Source organism: Streptomyces sp. NPDC058678 (genome assembly GCF_042714835.1).
Taxonomy (GTDB): Bacteria; Actinomycetota; Actinomycetes; order Streptomycetales; family Streptomycetaceae; genus Streptomyces.
In genome coordinates, this window is record NZ_JBHXSG010000052.1 from 1 (window position 1) to 15,004 (window position 15,004).

Genomic DNA, 15,004 nt, shown 5'->3' on the forward strand with positions numbered 1-15,004 from the left:
GGGTGTCCGCCCGCAGCGGTTGGCGCGTCAACACGAGCACCTCGAAAGGCAACCGATTCCGCGCCGTTCCGAGGACGGACACCCCCCGACACGGCCCCGACCCCCAACCCACCCGCACAGGCGCCCCAGCCAAGGCGGCCGAGCCTCAGCCCAACAGATGCAGATTCGGCGCCTTGGCCCGCTCCTCGTACTCCGGAAGCACGACGACCTCCGCGCCCTCGGCAACCAGCACCCCACTCCCGTCGGCCCCCGCGACAAACGTGTCCGGCTCACGCCAAGCCGTCACGACCCGCCGCACCCCCGCCTCGAGGATCAGCCGCGCACACGGCGCCGGCCGCGACGCCCGCCGCGCACACGGCTCCAGGCTGCTGTACACGGTCGCGGACGCCAGCCGGGGATCACCCGGCGTGATCTTCGCCAGCGCCGCCTCCTCCGCGTGGACGACGGGGTCGCCCCCCTCCCGGGAGTGGCCGCGCGCCAGCTCGGTCCCGTCGGCCGCCACCACCACCGCCCCCACGCTGAACGCCGTACGCGAGGGCGGACACGCGGCCGCCAGCTCGCAGGCGAGAGCCAGCCAGCGGTGGTCGGCGGCGGAGGAGCGCCGGCCAAGGCCCGGTGCCGTCGGCTCGTACCGCGTCAAAACCACGTCGCCCACCGCCCGGGTCTCCACCAGCCGGAGGCGTCCGCCCTGGTAGGGGCCTGGTCCGAACAGACGAGGCGCGTCCTGGTCGCCCACGAACAGGGGGGCCAGCACCAGCTGGAGCTCGTCGGCGAGCCCCTGCCGCAGCAGCTGGGTATGGATCTGCCCGCCGCCCTCGACCATGAGTCGCCGCACACCACGGACGTCGTACAGGTGCTCGAGCAGCAGCGGCCAGTCGAGTTCGACGCCGAGCGGCACCACATCCGCCGCCAGTCCCACCGCACGGGCCCGCGCCGCGCCCTTCTCCGTCGTGTAGACGATCTTCTCGCCGCCGGTGTGCCAGAAGTTCGCGGCCGGATCCAGCTCCCCCGACCCGCTGACCGTGACCTTCAGCGGATACTCCGGCTTCCCCGCGGCCACCCGCGCCGCCCGCCGCTCCGCCGAGTTGACCAGCAGCCGAGGATTGTCGGCACGGATCGTCCCCGCCCCGACCAGGATCGCGTCGACGGACGCCCGCACCTCGTCGACCCGGTCGAAGTCGGCCGGGCCGGAGAGCAGCAGGCGGTCGGGGCCAGTGTCGTCCAGGTAGCCGTCGAGGGAGACGGCGGCGGAGAGGAGGACGTACGGGTGGGGCATCGGCGCGGGTCCCTCTCGAAGGCGGCGGCACGGCACTCTTGGTTCAAGTTTGAAGCAAACCTACACTGGGCGCATGACGACTCGCTGGCTCACGCCCAAGGAGCAGCGCGCCTGGCGCGCGTACATCGCCGCGACGCAACTCCTGGAGGACGCGATCGACCGGCAGCTCCAGCAGGAGGCCGGCATGCCGCACCTCTACTACTCCATCCTGGCCGGTCTCTCCGAGGTGCCCGAACGCCGGTTGCGCATGACCGATCTCGCCGAGAGGCTGAAGATCACCCGGAGCCGGCTGACATACGCGGTGACACGCCTGGAGAAGGACGGGCTGCTGCGGCGCGAGGACTGCCGCTGGGACAAGCGCGGAAGCGTCGCGGTCCTGACGGACGAGGGCATGAAGGTACTGGAGCAGACCGCGCCGGGCCACGTCGAGACGGTCCGCGCCTCCCTCTTCGACCGGCTCACCGAGGAGCAGGTGGACCAGCTGGAGGAGATCTGCACGGGGATCGCGCAGGGACTCCAGGACGAGGACGCCCGGTCCGCACCGGACGACGTCCCGTGGCGCCGGCGCTCCTCGCCCTCCTGTTCGTGAGCCGCACCACAAACCAATTGCTTCAAATTTAAAGCATGGGGTAAGGTCCGTGATCGTAGATGTGCTTCAAATCTGAAGCACACGCTGCGCCTCTGATCCCCGGACCCGGGAGAACCCGCATGCCCGACTTCCCCGCCGCCACGCTCCGCTCCCGCGTCCGCGTACCGCTGCGCTTCCATGACGGCTACGGCGTCGACGCCGAACTGGCCACCTTCCACGGCCTGGTCGACGGCCAGGAACACGTGGCGATCATCCTCGGCGCCCCGGAAGCGGCCACGTCAACGGCGACAGCCTCCGGCACCTCCGCCACCCCCCTCACCACCTCCACCCCCCTCACCACCTCCACCCCCCTCGTCCGCCTGCACTCCGAGTGCCTGACCGGCGACGTCTTCGGCTCGGCCCGCTGCGACTGCGGCCCGCAGCTGCGCGAGGCGGTCGAGCGCATCGCCGACCGCGGCGGCGTGCTGCTCTACCTCCGCCAGGAGGGCCGCGGCATCGGCCTCTACAACAAGCTCGACGCGTACGCTCTCCAGGACCAGGGCCTCGACACGTACGCCGCCAACACCGCGCTGGGCCTGCCCGAGGACGCCCGCGACTACACGGCGGCCGCCCAGATGCTCCAGGCCCTCGGGATCAACGGCCTCGACCTGCTCTCCAACAACCCCGACAAGGCAGGGCAGTTGCGCGACCTCGGCATCGACGTCCGCGACCGCGTGCCCACCGGCGTCTTCCAGACCGCGCACAACGTCCGTTATCTGCGCGCGAAGGTCCTCCAGACCCAGCACACGCTGCCGCTGGGAGAGCTGACGGGACTTCACGCGGTCTGACGGCGACAACGCGGCCGGCACCTCGGGCCCGGCGCCGACCACGGCCGCCGAGGACAACACCCTCCCGGAGGAGGGCGTAGTCCTCGGCGATCACCACACGCAGGGCAGCTCCACCTCGATCACGGTCGGCCCCCCGGCGGGGCTGGTGACGTCGAACGTGCCGTCGAGCGCCGCGACCCGCCGGCGCATGCCGAGCAGCCCCGAGCCGGCGGACTCGTCGGCGCCGCCCTGGCCCTCGTCGCGCACGCACACCGTCAGGCTGCGCCGGGTACGGGCGAGGCGGACCTCGGCCCGGGGCGAGCCGCTGTACTTGGCGACGTTGGTCAGCGACTCGGCGACGACGAAGTAGGCAGCGGCCTCCACGGCCGCGGGCGCGCGCACCCCCTCCTCCAGGCCGCCGTCGTCCACGGACACGGCCAGACCGCTGCTGGCGGCCAGCGCCCGCACCGCGCCGACCAGGCCGCGGTCGGTGAGGATCGGCGGGTGGATGCCGCGTACGACGTGCCGCAGCTCGGTGAGTGCCTGTTCGGCCTGGTCCTGGGCGTCGTCCAGCAGCTTTCGCGCGGCCTCGGGATCACGGCCGTAGGCCCGCTTGGCGAGCCCGATCCGCATCGACAGGGCGACCAGCCGCGCCTGCGCGCCGTCGTGCAGGTCCCGCTCGATGCGGCGCAGTTCGGCGCCGTGCGCGGCGATCGCGTCGGCCCGGGTCTCCTTCAGCTCCTCCACCCGCGCGGCGAGCTGCGCCTTCGGGGACGGCATGAGCAGCACGGTCGACAGGCCGGCCTCGGTGTCCGCGAGCCGGACGATCAACGGCAGCACGACCGCGGGCCGCCGCAGCAGCCCGCACCACACGCCGTCGACGACGAGTCCGACGGGCCACAGCGGCAGCGCGAGGAAGAGGAGAGCGCCGTAGAAGTAGTAGGCGATCATCCAGCGCAGGTCGGTGTGTGTGCCGGGGTCGCGTACGGCGATCCGCAGCCGCTCCCGCAGCGTCCCGGTCATGCTCTGGTACGCCTCGGGGATCCGCCGCCCGGTCCAGGCGGCGGTCAGCCCCCGCTTGGCGCCGGCGATCCGCCGGATCAGCAGCACGGTCTCGGGCAGCATCCAGGCGCCGACCACCGCGAGCGTGCCGATGGCGGTGATCAGCAGCACGGTGATGAATATCCACACACCGAACGCCATCGCCGCGGCCACGACGAGGTGCAGGGTGGCCCAGGCGGCCCGCTGGACCGTTTTCCGCATGCCGTCACGCTAGATGATCCGGGTGGGACCGGTCGGGCGGGCAGGCACCCGGGCCAGGGTGTAGCGGGCTACACCACCGGCCTTCGGAAGGCATGATGACCCCGAGAGACCACGGCCCTGGGGGGACCATGAACGCCCGCACCACCACCGCCGCGCTCCGCGCCGCCGGCGCCGCCACGCTGCTCGCGCTCACCGCGTGCACGTCCGGCGGCGACGACGACAAGGCGACGAGCCCGGCACCGAACACGGCGACCACGCCGAAGCCGCCGAGCACCGCGGCCACGCCGAGCACCGATCCGAGCTCGGCCGCGACGGCCGCCGGCATCCCGCCCGAGCCGATCGGGGCGGCCCGTGTCCGGTTGCTCAGGGCGCTCGCCGCGGCCAACCCTCAGATCGTGAAGTACGAGGACAAGGCCGTGGACGCCGCCCGCAACCAGTGCGGCGCGATCAACGGGGGCGCCCGGCGACTCGACCGGTCCGCCTCGCAGCGCTTCACGTACGAGGACGTCACGACCACCGAGACCCAGGGCAGGCAGATCAACGAGGCCCTCAAGGGCCTCGGCTTCTGTGAGGTCTGACCGTGCCACCGCTGAGGTCTGACCGTGCCCACCGCGGAGGCCTGACCGTGCCACCGCGTCCGCGGCCACGGCATGATCGGGGCATGGCCGGCCGGGGACGACGTGAGGGGCGCTGGGACCGTGAGTGAGCACGCGGGGATTTCGACAGCGAAGGAGGCCGCGCAGCACGAGCTGGTCCTGGCTTTCGGACGGTTGCAGGGGGCGGCCAACCGGCTTGAGTACATCCTGGGGCGCGCCCTGGAGGTGGAGTGCGGGATCAGCCATCTGATGTACGAGGTGCTGCTGATCCTGGGACGGGCGGCCGAGCCGGGCCTGTCGATGCGGGCCATCGCCCAGGAGCAGGTGCTGACCACGGGCGGGGCCACGCGGCTGGTGGACCGTATGGAGGCGGCCGGGCTGGTCGAACGCGTCGAGGACCCCGGCGACCGGCGCGGGCGGTTGGTGCGGCTGACCGGGCTGGGGGAGGAGACAGCGGTGGGGGCCTCCCGGGTGCACGTGGAGAACATCAAGCGGTACTTCCTGGAACCGCTGCCCGAGGCGGACCGGGATCGGTTCGCGGAGGATCTGCGCATCCTGAGCCACGCGGCGCGGGACATGCTGCCCCGTCTGCCCTGAGCTGCGGCCGGGCGCCACGCCTGGTCCAATGACACCGGGGGCAAGGATGTGGCGCCCCTCACACACCGTGCCCCCACCCCAGGGAAATATCTGACACAGCAGATACTGTTGTGTCAGGTAAATCGCTCGCGCTGGGCGGGCGCCACACCCCTGTCGAGGTCTCCGATGCAGCTCGTCTACGTTTTCGACGCCTATTGCGGCTGGTCGCACGGCTTCTCGGGCACCCTGCGCGAGACCGTCTCCCGTCACCCGGAGCCGCCGGTCGAGGTGGTCTCGGGTGGCCTGTTCACCGGGGAACGCCGGGTCCCGGTGAGCGCCTTCGGCTACGTCCAGGGCGCGAACGACCAGATCGCCGAGCTGACCGGTGCCGAGTTCGGTCCGGGCTACCAGCGCCTGCTGACCGAAGGGTCCTTCGTGATGGACTCCGAGGCCGCGGCACGCGGCGTGGCCGCCCTGCGCGAAGCCGCCCCCGACCAGGCGGTGGAACTGGCGACGGCCCTGCAGCGCGCCTTCTACGTCGACGGGCTGAGCCTGTCGGACCCGGCCACCTACCGACAGCTCGCCGAGGCGTCCGGTCTCGACGCCGACGCCGTGGTCGCCGCGTTCGAGGCGCCCGGGGCGCGGACCGCGGCCAAGGCGGACTTCCGCCGCGCCGCCGCGCTCGGCGTCTCCGGCTTCCCCACCCTCCTCGCCGTCGACAGCGAACGCGTCACCGTCCTGGCCCGCGGCCACGCCACCGCGGACGAGATCGACCAGCGCCTGGCGACCCTGCACACAGACGCCCCCTGACTCAACTCCCCACTTCCCCCGTCCCCCGCCCTCTCCCCTCCCCCTCGAAACAAAGGAGCGCCCCCATGAGCACCCTCGAATTCACCGTCCTCGACCTCGACTTCCCCGCCGGCACCAAGAACAAGACCGCCACCCTCGTCACCGGCGAGCGCGAGGCGCTGCTGATCGACGCCGGCTTCACCCGGGCCGACGGCCACCGCCTGGCCGCCGCCGTCCTGGACTCCGGCAAGCAGCTGACCACCGTCTTCCTCAGCCACGGCGACCCGGACTACTACTTCGGCGCCGAAGTCCTCGCCGACGCCTTCCCCGACGCCGCCTTCGTCGCCACCCCGCAGGTCATCGAGCACATCCAGCACTCCTACGAGGGCAAGCTCAAGGCGTGGGAGGCCCTCGGGCCGAACCTGCCCACGCGTCTGGTCGACATCGCCCCGCTGACCGGCGACCTCACCCTGGAGGGCCACCGCTTCGAGCTGAAGGGCGGCCCGGCCGCCCTGCCCGACCGCCACTACCTGTGGCAGGCCGAGCAGCGCGCGATCGTCGGCGGCGTACTGCTGTTCCAGAAGGAGCACGTCTGGGTGGCCGACACCGCCGCCCCCGAGGACCGTTCCGCCTGGATCCAGCTCCTGGACGAGATGTCCGCCCTCGACCCGCGGCTGGTCGTCCCCGGCCACCGCCTGCCCGGCACCCCCGCCGACGCCTCCGCCATCGCCGCCACCCGCGACTACCTCCTCGCCTTCGACGAGGAGCTCGCGACCGCCGCCGACGGCGCCGCACTGACCGCCGCCCTCGTCAAGCGCTACCCCGACAACGGCATGCTGATCGCCGCCCAGATCGGCGCCAAGGTCGCCAAGGGCGAAATGAAGTGGGGCTGACAGCCATGACACCCGCCCACACCACCGCCTTCCCCGGCACCGACTTCGCCACCTCCACCGCCCCGGCCGACGTGGTCCGCCGCCAGTACCTCGCCTCGGCCGCCGGCGATCTCGAAGCCCTCCGCGCCACCCTCGCCCCCGACGTGGAGTGGACCGAGATGGCGGGCTTCCCCCTCGCCGGCACCTACCGCACCCCCGACGGCGTGACCTCCCACGTCATGGAACAGCTCGCCAAGGACTGGGACGACTGGGCGGCCCACGACGACACCTACGTCGTCGACGGCGAGAACGTCGTCGTCCTGGCCCGCTACACCGCCACCAACAAAGCCACCGGCAAGGACATCAAGGTCCGCGTCGCCCACCACTTCGTCGTCCGCGGCGGCCTCATCGTCCGCTTCGAACAGTTCGTGGACACGGCACTGGTACGCGAGGCGATGACCGACGCCGGCTGATCGGCCCCTTGAAACACCGCGGCGCCCGAGCCGGCCGAAGCCGGCTCGGGCGTCCCGTGAACGCCTCGGTCACTGGCCGGGCTCCAGCTCCAGCTCCCGCACGCTGCGGGCGAATCCGCAGCCTCGTCGAGAGGGACCTCGGCCTCGGCGTAATCGGTGGCCTCTGCCGCGCGGTGTGGGAGATCGGTCACGTGAGCAACCGGGTCGAGCGGTGCATCGACCGCCTGAAGCAATGGCGCGGCATCGCCACCCGTTACGCGAAGACCGCGACCAACTACCTGGCAGGGCTCCACGTCGCGGGCATCGCTCTCTGGCCCGTTCGGTGATCCGAACCAAACCGCCTAGTAGCTGTCGTAGCTGGGCTCACCGTTCGGCCGGTAGACGCCGACGATGGTGCCGCCCTTCGTCGTCGAGACGCTGACCGGCTCCAGCGCGGTGGGGATCGCTCCGTCGGCGAACAGCCGCTTGCCGGTACCGATGATCACCGGATGGATGGTCAGCCGGTACTCGTCGACGAGGCCGTGCCGCATGAGGGTCTGGGCGAGGTCGCCGCTGCCGACGACGTTGATGTTGCCGCCGTCGGACGCCTGCAGCTTGCGTACGGCATCGACGATGTCGCCCTCCAGCAGCGTGGAGTTCTGCCACTCGACGGACGTCAGGGTCCGAGACGCCACGTACTTGTGCATGCTGTTCATCCGATCGGTGAACGGGTTGTCGGGATCGGCGGTCGGCCAGTACGACGCGAAGATCTCGTACGTCTTGCGGCCGAGCAGCATCGCGTCGGAGTGCTCGTACCAACCGGCGATGGCCGCGCCGACCTCGTCGTCGGCCACCGGTTTCTGCCAGCCGCCATGCTCGAAGCCGCTCTCAGCGTCCTCGTCCGGACCACCCGGCGCCTGCATGACGCCGTCCAGCGTCAGGAACGTGCAAACGATGATCTTGCGCATGGTGCGCTCCCTTCGTCGAGGGGTAGACGGCACAACCGCCGGAAACTCATCGGCGGAACCTCCGCGGCGCAGCACCAGGGGTTCCCGTGGCCAGAACGGTGGATGCTACGGCCCGAGGGCTACAGCCCGCAGGCTCGGAGTTACGACCCCGACGCGCTCGTCTGCCGCAGGGACGGCGCACCCGATCCGGAGCCCGGCAACGAAAACACCAACGGCCTGCTGCGGCAGTACTTCCCCAAGGGCACGGACCTGGCCCGCTACGGGCGTGCGGAGCTGGACTCCGTGGCTGCCGAGCTGAACGGCCGCCCACGCACAACGCTCGGCTGGGAAACCCCAGCCGAGCGTCTCGCTGATCTCCTGGCCACGGCCAGTTCACTTGTGTTGCAACGACCCCTGGAATGCGCCCCGGGAGGGCGGGCCCGCTTTCGTGCGTCCAAGGGTGCGCGCTGGTGCGTACCCCTCAGTCGCCGGGCTCGACATGGAGCCGCTCAGCAGTCCCCCTGGGGCAGAGGTGACGGTTCAGCACCTTGGAGTTGCACACGGTCGAAAGGGAGGGCGTCACGGTGTCAGGTTCGTCGTCGGCCGTGGGAGGGGGCTCAGCGAACGCGGTTCCCGTGGCCAGGACGGTGGACGCTACGGCCAGGGCGACAACTGTAAGTGCGTGTTTGATCACGGCACACATCATGAGGTTCACCAGGCCGACCGCGCAGCCCTGCAAACGGGTGACAACGAGGCCCCCTGCACGGTCCACGCGACCGAGCAGGGGCGTTTCGTCATGCTGGCGTCAAGTGGCGGAAGCCAGGAGCAGGTTGACTCCCTGTCCCCCTGCTTCAGCTGTCACTTCTTGCAGACGGGGAGGGGAACGGGCACGAGGCCGCAGACAGGCGCCGCAGCCCCAGCCACGGCGTCAGTAGGGGATCCGCCGCCCTTGAGGGCTGGTGCAGCGGACGCGGTTCCTATGGCCAGGACGGTGGATGCCACGACCAAGGCAGCAACTGAAATTGTGTGTTTGATCATGACACACATGATGACCTTCATCATGCCGACGGCGCAGCCCTGCGAACGAGTGACAACGACGCCCCCTGCACGGTCCATGTGGCTGTACAGGAGCGGATCGAGCCCGGCCCTGTTCGCATGCTCGCCGTGCCGTGAGACGTACCGCCTGGTGCCCCTCGCCGTCCGGACGTGAGCGGTATGCACCCAGACTTCGTCGACGCCCACGCGATGCTCTGCGTGCCCCGCCTCGCCGCCCTTACTGGCGCTCAGGCCGGCGGCGCCTCCTGTGTCTGGTGCAGCGATCCCGCGCCCGTCGCCCTCGGCCCCAGGCTCACACGTGCGGGCGCTGCAAGTCACGCGAGTGCTGCCGGACGCAAGGCCCTACCCGCCCTGTCCCAGTCTGCCGTTCGGCAGAGGAGCCAGCCCCCGCCCGCCCCTACGCCCCCGATGGGGCAACGAAGGCGGGAATCCGGAAGCACTCGGAGGCCAGCCACCCATCAGCCGTGTGAACAACGCTGCGGGTCAATACACCTAGCCCTTTGTTCTGCCAGGTTATCCGGGAGTCTCGCGTCGCGCCCTCCCGCGGCAAGGGGTGTGACCGTGGTAGTCGACAGGAATGCCGATGAAGCCTTCCGGTGCCGACGACCGTTCATCTTGGTTCGGTCGGCTGCGCCGCGTGATCAGCCGTTCGCCAGTCGGCCGCGGATGGCGGCGGAGCGTGGATATGGAGCTGTGGGCGCGTTCCCTGGGCTTCGCGGCGCTGGGGCTGCTCACGCTGGTGCCGCTGCTGATCATTGTCTCCTCTGCCGACCCCGCGCACGGGCGGGGGTTCGCGCAGTGGCTGGGAGACGGGCTCGGTGTGTCGGAGGTCTCCAGGCGGCAGGTCGAGCAGTTGTTCACCCGGCCCGGCCAGGCCCTGCGGACCACGACCGCGTTCGGTATCGCCGCCCTTGCCGTGTTCGGTCTGACCTTCGGAGCGGCGTTGCAGACCGGCTATGAGAAGGTCTGGGACCTGCCGCCGGCTCGCTGGTGGGCCAGGTGGCGGCAGGTTGTGTGGCTCGCCATCCTCACCGGATACCTCTTCTTCTCCGCCACCACCACGCTGCGGCGCGAACCCCTGGCCGGGGGGTCCGTGGCGTCGCTGAGCGCCATGCTGTTCCTCTGGTGGTCCCAGCGCCTGCTGCTCGGCGGGCGGATCCGCTGGCGTGCCCTGTTGCCCGGCGCCGTGGCCACGGTGATCGGGCTGCTCAGTCTGAGGGTCTTCTCCAGGCTCGTCTTCTCGCCTTTGATCGCCTCCAACGCCGTCACCTACGGACCCGTCGGAACCGTCCTGGTCATTCAGTCCTGGCTGGTCGGCGTGGGTGTCGTGGTCTTCGGTGGTGCGCTGGTCGGCCGACTGCTGTACGAGGAACTCCCCCGCGCGGCACACACACTGAGACGGCGTAGGTGAGATGACGACTGTGGCCACGAACCGGCGGGCAGGCGCCGGGAAGACGGGGGATCCGCCCCACGGAGAGAGGCCACTCGTGCCGCCGCAGCCCCACACCGTCGAGCCAGTGAGGGGCCGTGTGATCTGCGCGGCGACGGTATGAGGCGGCTGTTGCGGGGCCGTACGTCATCACGGCCCGTTTCCCTTCGCGTGGCGTCGGGTCCGTGCCCACGGTGTGTGGCCTTGGCCGACGGAGGCGCAGGGGAGGGCCGGGACGGGTCGGCCGGCTGTTCGGTGACCAGTGCTTCGAAGAGGCTTCGGGCTTCGAACATGGCCTCCCGCATTTCCTCGGTACCGCTCTGGTCGCGGGCTGATGTGTGCATGCTGCGGTAGCCCTCGACGTAGTGGGCGTGGTGAACGGACAGGGCGGCGATCTGGTCCTCGAACTGCTCGCCGTCGGGGAAGCCGCGGTCCCAACCGCCTGTTGTGGGATGCGTGCGGCGCGGCGGGCAGCAGTTCGGTGCCCGCTCGGGGCGCATCGGGCGCGCCGGGATCGCACGTTGACGATGGGCGCGTGCGGGAACGGCCTCACTCGTGACGCGGCTGGTTCCGGCACCGATGCTCAGAGTGCACCCTCTGGGGCACGCATTGGTGGTGCGACGCTGCCGGGGGCAGGGGCGGCATGTCGCACGCCAGCCCTTGCCGCAGTTCCCCGACAGAGTGTCAAGCAGCCATCCCGGACGGGCAGAACGCGCTGACGTCGGACGGTATCCGCAACCTCTGGGCAGGACTACGCTGTGGGTTGAGGCCCCAGTCCCCGGTATCGATGCTGTGTTCTGCTCCCGGGGAGGCCCGTCGTGTTCGTCCTGCTCCTCATCCTCATCGTGGTCCTGTTCGGCTTCGGTTTCCTCCACCCCATCTGGTGGGTGGCCGCAGCGGTGCTGGTCTACGGCGTCACCCGCCACGGCCGCGATCGTGGCGGAGGCCGGACCCGTAGCGGCAGTTCCGATATCGGGGACTACCGGGACTACAAAGAGCGCCGGGATCGTCGGGACCGCTGGGACCGCCGCTACAGCCGCCAGAACCGAGCGCGCTGGACGCGCGAGGACCGTCGGGACCGCGAACACCGCGGGTGACCCGCGAAGCGGCCCGGCGTCCAGAGGCTCATACGGGATGCTTCAGCCAGGCCGGACACTCGAGATCGTCAAGAGGTGCATGCCATGCAACGCACAACTGTGATCCAAGAAGAGTGGTGGGAACTGCGGGCCGAGGCCACGTGGGGGAACGCATCCGCGGGACGGGACGTCGTCGCACTGCGCGCCGAGAACGATCAGCTGTGGCGGGCGTTGGCCGGCCGGGCGGTCATCGACCAGGCCCGCGGCATGGTGATGGTCCTGACCCCCTGCAGCCGCGGGACGGCCAGGAAGCTGCTGGTGGATGTGTCACGGCAGTGCGACGCCAGACTTCCGGAGGTGGCCGCGGTCTTGGTCGCCGCCTGGGAGGGCAAGCCGCTCCCGGAGCGGATGCATCGGGTGCTACGTCGTACGCTGCGGCGATTTCACGCGGAGAACCAGGAGTGCGACTCACGACGACCAGGCGGTTCGTCCAGGTAGGGAGAAGCCATGATCCACGCAGCCGACGTCCGGGAATGGCGCAACCGCGACGTCGTCGACACCGAGTCGCGCAAGATCGGTGTCCTGGAGGCGGTCTACGTGGACACCACCACCGACGAACCGGCCATGGCCACGGTACGGACCGGACTGCCCACCCGGCACCGTCTGGTCTTCGTCCCCCTTCAGAACGCGATCGCCGGACCCGACTACCTCAAGGTCGGCTATGTCAGAACGCTGGTCAAGCAGGCCCCTTCGATCGGCACCGACGACGTCCTGCCCGCCGAGCAGGAAGAAGCGATCTTCAAGCACTACGGACTGCCCTATCAGCCCGGTGCGGCCGGCGAACGGCAACTGGCGCGCCGCTGATCACCTATGGACGGGATGACTGCCCTGTGAGGTACGGACCATGCACCAGGTGACCACGCCCCGTGAAGAACAGCGATTGTTGAGAACGGTGCCTTCGGCAAAGGACGCGGTTTTGCTGGCAGAAGTCGTCGAACTACGCGCCGAAAATGAGCAGTTGGTGCGAGCGCTGGCGAGCCGTTCGGTGATCGACCAGGCGTGCGGCATGGTGATGGCCCTGGCGCCGTGTTCCAGCGACCGGGCCTGGGACCTCCTGGTGGACGTGTCGCAGCACTGCAACATCAAGCTCCGTAACGTGGCTGCGGCTCTGGTCGCCACAACGAAGGACCGGACGCTCCCGGAACCGATACAGCGGGAGCTACGCCGAGCACTCAGGCTCATCCGTGCGGCGGACGGGAGATGACGGCACACGCGCCCAGCGGACGGCACCGGAAGCTGTGAACTCAACTCTCCGGTGCCTTCGTCCAGGACGGCCGTCGGACGCCTCTGTTGTGTAGCCCGCCTCGTGGATGTCAAACATCGAATCGTCGGATCTTCACACCCCACTGCGTCCGGCCGACGCAGCGGAAAACTGTTAGGGCCGTTGGGTCCGGTCGTTGTGGGCGAGGCCGTCCGGAGGCTCAGTCGCGCGCTCTCCTCGCCCGGCGTTTCCGGCATCGCGGCGAGTCCTTCGAAGACCTCAAGCAGGTCGCCCAACTCGGCCTGATCAAGGCGGTGACCCGTTTCGACCCGAGCTTCGGCACCGCCTTCCCGAGCGTTGCCATACCGACGATCCTCGGCGAGGTGAAGCGGCACTTCCGGGACCACCTCTGGGGCGTAATGTGCCGCGACGCGTAAAGGAACCGCGCGGCCGGGGGCGGCGGCCTCACCGAGGTGGAGGCACCGATCGGCGCGGGGGCGCTGCAGAGTTTCACCCCCCCCTGTCCCTGGACTCCGTACCCGGCAGCTCCCGTCGCACCTACCCACTGACCGACACCCTCGGTGACTCGGAGCCCGGCTGCGACCTGATCGTCAACCGTGAGGCGCTCGGCCCTCTGCTGCGGGCACTGCCCGAACGCGAACGGCAGATCCTCTACATGAGGTTCTTCTGCGAGATGACACAAAATCGCGTCGCCCTGCAGTTCGGTCTCTCGCAGATGCACGTCTCCCGTCTGAATCACCCGCACCTGTGCGCGCCTGCACGACCAGGTGATGGCCGAAGCCCACGATCGCAGGAGGGCAGTGTGACGACGTCCTGGGTGCACGGGCGGCGCCGGACTGCCGGGCCCGGGCCCGGCGCTCAGCGGAGAAGCAGACACTGACTGCCCGGGGCGGGCTCGCGACCCTACGAAGCTTCGCGCTCACCCCAGCGGGCCGCGGCTGGGGCGAGGGCCTCCGCTGCGTGCGCCTGGGGAGGCTGCGAGCGGGAAGATTGGGATCCAGGGACCCGCAAGAGCCGTTCCCTGTAGTCGGCAGTGCCTGCGGAACCCCGATCCGCGAGAGGCGCGCTGCGATGAGCAAGCAGGACGACCAGGCCATGCACTATCGCCGACGCCATCACCAAGTTCGTTTCATCGAGCAGGAGTTGGAACTCAAGACCAACACCGAGCTGACGCGGGCGATCCACGTCATGACAACGGAACCGCACCGCCGTCTGATCGAGGACGGCGCAGAGCAGTAGCGGGCCCCGCCAGAACGTGGGTCAGGGCCTCAGACCGGCGAGGGCTTCGGAGTCGTCGATGAAGGCGCGGGCCACGTCGGCCAGGCGCCGGTTGTGGGCGCGGGCGTAACCGCGCAGCGCGGTGAAGGCCTGCTCCATGTCGATGCCCTGGCGTTCGGCGAGCTTTCCCTTCGCTTGTTCGATGAGCACCCGGCTGTTCAACGCGGTCTGCAGCTGCTCGTTGAGCACTGTGCCGCGGTGGACGGTGCGTTGTTGCAGCAGGCTGATGGTGGCGACGTCGGCCAGCGCCTGGGCGACGAGTGTGGCGGGCGGGTCGAAGGGGCCGGGAGCGGCACGGAAGAGGTTCAGGGCGCCCACTGTCTCGTCCCGCAAGCGCATGGGCAGGGCCTGGACGGCCCCGAATCCGCTGCGATGGGCCGCCGTGACGAAGCGCGGCCAGCGGTCGACCTCCCGGGTCAGGTCGTGGATGATCACCGGTACGCCGGTGCGGAAGCACTCGAGACAGGGGCCTTCGTCGTTCTGGAGCTGGAAGAGCTCCAGCAGGCGCACCTGTTCGTCGGAGGCGGCCATGACGCGGAGTTTGCCGTCCCGGTCGGCGAGCAGCACCCCGGCGGCGCTCGCGTCGAGCATGCTCACGCAGCGGTCGGTCAGCAGGCGCAGGAAGTCGATGAGGTCGAAGTCGGCGACCAGATTGTCGGCCAGCTCGACGAAGGTCTTGGCCAGAAGCTGTTGATCCATCGTGGGCACCCTCGGTTG

General features: G+C 70.1%; 19 protein-coding genes and 2 pseudogenes. 17 read left to right on the forward strand and 4 right to left on the reverse strand.

The window, feature by feature from the left end:
- Positions 1-145: 145 nt before the first annotated feature.
- Entirely contained in the window at positions 146-1,276 is a 1,131-nt protein-coding gene (locus ACFWWR_RS35265) for a dihydrofolate reductase family protein (RefSeq protein WP_383862865.1), read from the reverse strand.
- A 73-nt stretch (positions 1,277-1,349) separates the two neighbouring features.
- Between ACFWWR_RS35265 and ACFWWR_RS35270 the strand changes: the two genes are divergently transcribed.
- On the forward strand, positions 1,350-1,865 hold the full coding sequence (locus ACFWWR_RS35270) for a MarR family winged helix-turn-helix transcriptional regulator (protein WP_383862862.1): 516 nt from the start codon (positions 1,350-1,352) through the stop codon (positions 1,863-1,865).
- A gap of 119 nt (positions 1,866-1,984) precedes the next feature.
- Complete coding sequence (gene ribA, locus ACFWWR_RS35275) at positions 1,985-2,692, forward strand: GTP cyclohydrolase II (RefSeq protein WP_384307604.1); 708 nt, start codon at positions 1,985-1,987, stop codon at positions 2,690-2,692.
- A 90-nt stretch (positions 2,693-2,782) separates the two neighbouring features.
- Here the strand turns inward: ribA and ACFWWR_RS35280 are convergent, their stop codons facing one another.
- Positions 2,783-3,934, reverse strand: coding sequence for a histidine kinase (locus ACFWWR_RS35280; protein WP_384307606.1), 1,152 nt, complete (start codon positions 3,932-3,934; stop codon positions 2,783-2,785).
- 128 nt (positions 3,935-4,062) lie between these two features.
- On the opposite strand from ACFWWR_RS35280, the gene ACFWWR_RS35285 reads away from it, so the two are divergent.
- The 6 genes and pseudogenes from ACFWWR_RS35285 to ACFWWR_RS35310 form a co-directional block, all read left to right on the forward strand.
- Positions 4,063-4,512 (forward strand): hypothetical protein, encoded by a 450-nt coding sequence (locus tag ACFWWR_RS35285; protein WP_383862855.1) that lies wholly within the window; start codon positions 4,063-4,065, stop codon positions 4,510-4,512.
- A gap of 120 nt (positions 4,513-4,632) precedes the next feature.
- Positions 4,633-5,127: a MarR family winged helix-turn-helix transcriptional regulator gene (locus ACFWWR_RS35290; RefSeq protein WP_383862852.1), complete on the forward strand. Its 495-nt coding sequence runs from the start codon at positions 4,633-4,635 to the stop codon at positions 5,125-5,127.
- A gap of 165 nt (positions 5,128-5,292) precedes the next feature.
- Positions 5,293-5,916 (forward strand): DsbA family protein, encoded by a 624-nt coding sequence (locus tag ACFWWR_RS35295; protein WP_384307609.1) that lies wholly within the window; start codon positions 5,293-5,295, stop codon positions 5,914-5,916.
- A gap of 65 nt (positions 5,917-5,981) precedes the next feature.
- Entirely contained in the window at positions 5,982-6,788 is an 807-nt protein-coding gene (locus tag ACFWWR_RS35300) for an MBL fold metallo-hydrolase (RefSeq protein ID WP_384307611.1), read from the forward strand.
- Between the two features lie 5 nt (positions 6,789-6,793).
- Positions 6,794-7,240, forward strand: a complete 447-nt coding sequence (locus ACFWWR_RS35305) for a nuclear transport factor 2 family protein (RefSeq protein WP_384307614.1) — start codon at positions 6,794-6,796, stop codon at positions 7,238-7,240.
- 197 nt (positions 7,241-7,437) lie between these two features.
- A pseudogene (locus ACFWWR_RS35310) lies at positions 7,438-7,566 on the forward strand (IS5/IS1182 family transposase); the annotation flags it as partial.
- 15 nt (positions 7,567-7,581) lie between these two features.
- On the opposite strand, the gene ACFWWR_RS35315 reads toward ACFWWR_RS35310, so the two are convergent.
- Entirely contained in the window at positions 7,582-8,187 is a 606-nt protein-coding gene (locus tag ACFWWR_RS35315; protein WP_383862842.1) for a dihydrofolate reductase family protein, read from the reverse strand.
- A 195-nt stretch (positions 8,188-8,382) separates the two neighbouring features.
- Here ACFWWR_RS35315 and ACFWWR_RS35320 point away from each other — a divergent pair.
- The 9 genes and pseudogenes from ACFWWR_RS35320 to ACFWWR_RS35360 form a co-directional block, all read left to right on the forward strand.
- A pseudogene (locus tag ACFWWR_RS35320) lies at positions 8,383-8,553 on the forward strand (transposase); the annotation flags it as partial.
- 1,246 nt (positions 8,554-9,799) lie between these two features.
- A complete protein-coding gene (locus tag ACFWWR_RS35325) occupies positions 9,800-10,633 on the forward strand; it encodes a YhjD/YihY/BrkB family envelope integrity protein (RefSeq protein ID WP_383862839.1) in 834 nt (277 codons plus the stop codon).
- 836 nt (positions 10,634-11,469) lie between these two features.
- Positions 11,470-11,748, forward strand: coding sequence for a hypothetical protein (locus ACFWWR_RS35330; RefSeq protein ID WP_383862836.1), 279 nt, complete (start codon positions 11,470-11,472; stop codon positions 11,746-11,748).
- Between the two features lie 84 nt (positions 11,749-11,832).
- A complete protein-coding gene (locus ACFWWR_RS35335; protein WP_384307617.1) occupies positions 11,833-12,225 on the forward strand; it encodes an ANTAR domain-containing protein in 393 nt (130 codons plus the stop codon).
- Positions 12,226-12,234: 9 nt separating this feature from the next.
- A complete protein-coding gene (locus ACFWWR_RS35340) occupies positions 12,235-12,591 on the forward strand; it encodes a PRC-barrel domain-containing protein (RefSeq protein WP_384307620.1) in 357 nt (118 codons plus the stop codon).
- Between the two features lie 40 nt (positions 12,592-12,631).
- Positions 12,632-12,991, forward strand: coding sequence for an ANTAR domain-containing protein (locus ACFWWR_RS35345; protein ID WP_383862828.1), 360 nt, complete (start codon positions 12,632-12,634; stop codon positions 12,989-12,991).
- Between the two features lie 86 nt (positions 12,992-13,077).
- A complete protein-coding gene (locus ACFWWR_RS35350; protein WP_384307623.1) occupies positions 13,078-13,425 on the forward strand; it encodes a sigma factor in 348 nt (115 codons plus the stop codon).
- A 239-nt stretch (positions 13,426-13,664) separates the two neighbouring features.
- A complete protein-coding gene (locus tag ACFWWR_RS35355; RefSeq protein WP_384307676.1) occupies positions 13,665-13,889 on the forward strand; it encodes a sigma factor-like helix-turn-helix DNA-binding protein in 225 nt (74 codons plus the stop codon).
- Positions 13,890-14,080: 191 nt separating this feature from the next.
- On the forward strand, positions 14,081-14,248 hold the full coding sequence (locus ACFWWR_RS35360; protein ID WP_384307625.1) for a hypothetical protein: 168 nt from the start codon (positions 14,081-14,083) through the stop codon (positions 14,246-14,248).
- Positions 14,249-14,269: 21 nt separating this feature from the next.
- Here the strand turns inward: ACFWWR_RS35360 and ACFWWR_RS35365 are convergent, their stop codons facing one another.
- Positions 14,270-14,986, reverse strand: coding sequence for an ANTAR domain-containing protein (locus tag ACFWWR_RS35365; RefSeq protein ID WP_384307628.1), 717 nt, complete (start codon positions 14,984-14,986; stop codon positions 14,270-14,272).
- Between the last annotated feature and the right edge of the window lie 18 nt (positions 14,987-15,004).

Coding starts and splice junctions, on each gene's coding strand:
- ACFWWR_RS35265 (WP_383862865.1), bottom strand. CDS start 1,276: ATGCCCCACCCGTACGTCCTCCTCTCCGCCGCCGTCTCCCTCGACGGC.
- ACFWWR_RS35270 (WP_383862862.1), top strand. CDS start 1,350: ATGACGACTCGCTGGCTCACGCCCAAGGAGCAGCGCGCCTGGCGCGCG.
- ribA (WP_384307604.1), top strand. CDS start 1,985: ATGCCCGACTTCCCCGCCGCCACGCTCCGCTCCCGCGTCCGCGTACCG.
- ACFWWR_RS35280 (WP_384307606.1), bottom strand. CDS start 3,934: ATGCGGAAAACGGTCCAGCGGGCCGCCTGGGCCACCCTGCACCTCGTC.
- ACFWWR_RS35285 (WP_383862855.1), top strand. CDS start 4,063: ATGAACGCCCGCACCACCACCGCCGCGCTCCGCGCCGCCGGCGCCGCC.
- ACFWWR_RS35295 (WP_384307609.1), top strand. CDS start 5,293: ATGCAGCTCGTCTACGTTTTCGACGCCTATTGCGGCTGGTCGCACGGC.
- ACFWWR_RS35300 (WP_384307611.1), top strand. CDS start 5,982: ATGAGCACCCTCGAATTCACCGTCCTCGACCTCGACTTCCCCGCCGGC.
- ACFWWR_RS35305 (WP_384307614.1), top strand. CDS start 6,794: ATGACACCCGCCCACACCACCGCCTTCCCCGGCACCGACTTCGCCACC.
- ACFWWR_RS35315 (WP_383862842.1), bottom strand. CDS start 8,187: ATGCGCAAGATCATCGTTTGCACGTTCCTGACGCTGGACGGCGTCATG.
- ACFWWR_RS35325 (WP_383862839.1), top strand. CDS start 9,800: ATGCCGATGAAGCCTTCCGGTGCCGACGACCGTTCATCTTGGTTCGGT.
- ACFWWR_RS35335 (WP_384307617.1), top strand. CDS start 11,833: ATGCAACGCACAACTGTGATCCAAGAAGAGTGGTGGGAACTGCGGGCC.
- ACFWWR_RS35340 (WP_384307620.1), top strand. CDS start 12,235: ATGATCCACGCAGCCGACGTCCGGGAATGGCGCAACCGCGACGTCGTC.
- ACFWWR_RS35345 (WP_383862828.1), top strand. CDS start 12,632: ATGCACCAGGTGACCACGCCCCGTGAAGAACAGCGATTGTTGAGAACG.
- ACFWWR_RS35355 (WP_384307676.1), top strand. CDS start 13,665: ATGAGGTTCTTCTGCGAGATGACACAAAATCGCGTCGCCCTGCAGTTC.
- ACFWWR_RS35360 (WP_384307625.1), top strand. CDS start 14,081: ATGAGCAAGCAGGACGACCAGGCCATGCACTATCGCCGACGCCATCAC.
- ACFWWR_RS35365 (WP_384307628.1), bottom strand. CDS start 14,986: ATGGATCAACAGCTTCTGGCCAAGACCTTCGTCGAGCTGGCCGACAAT.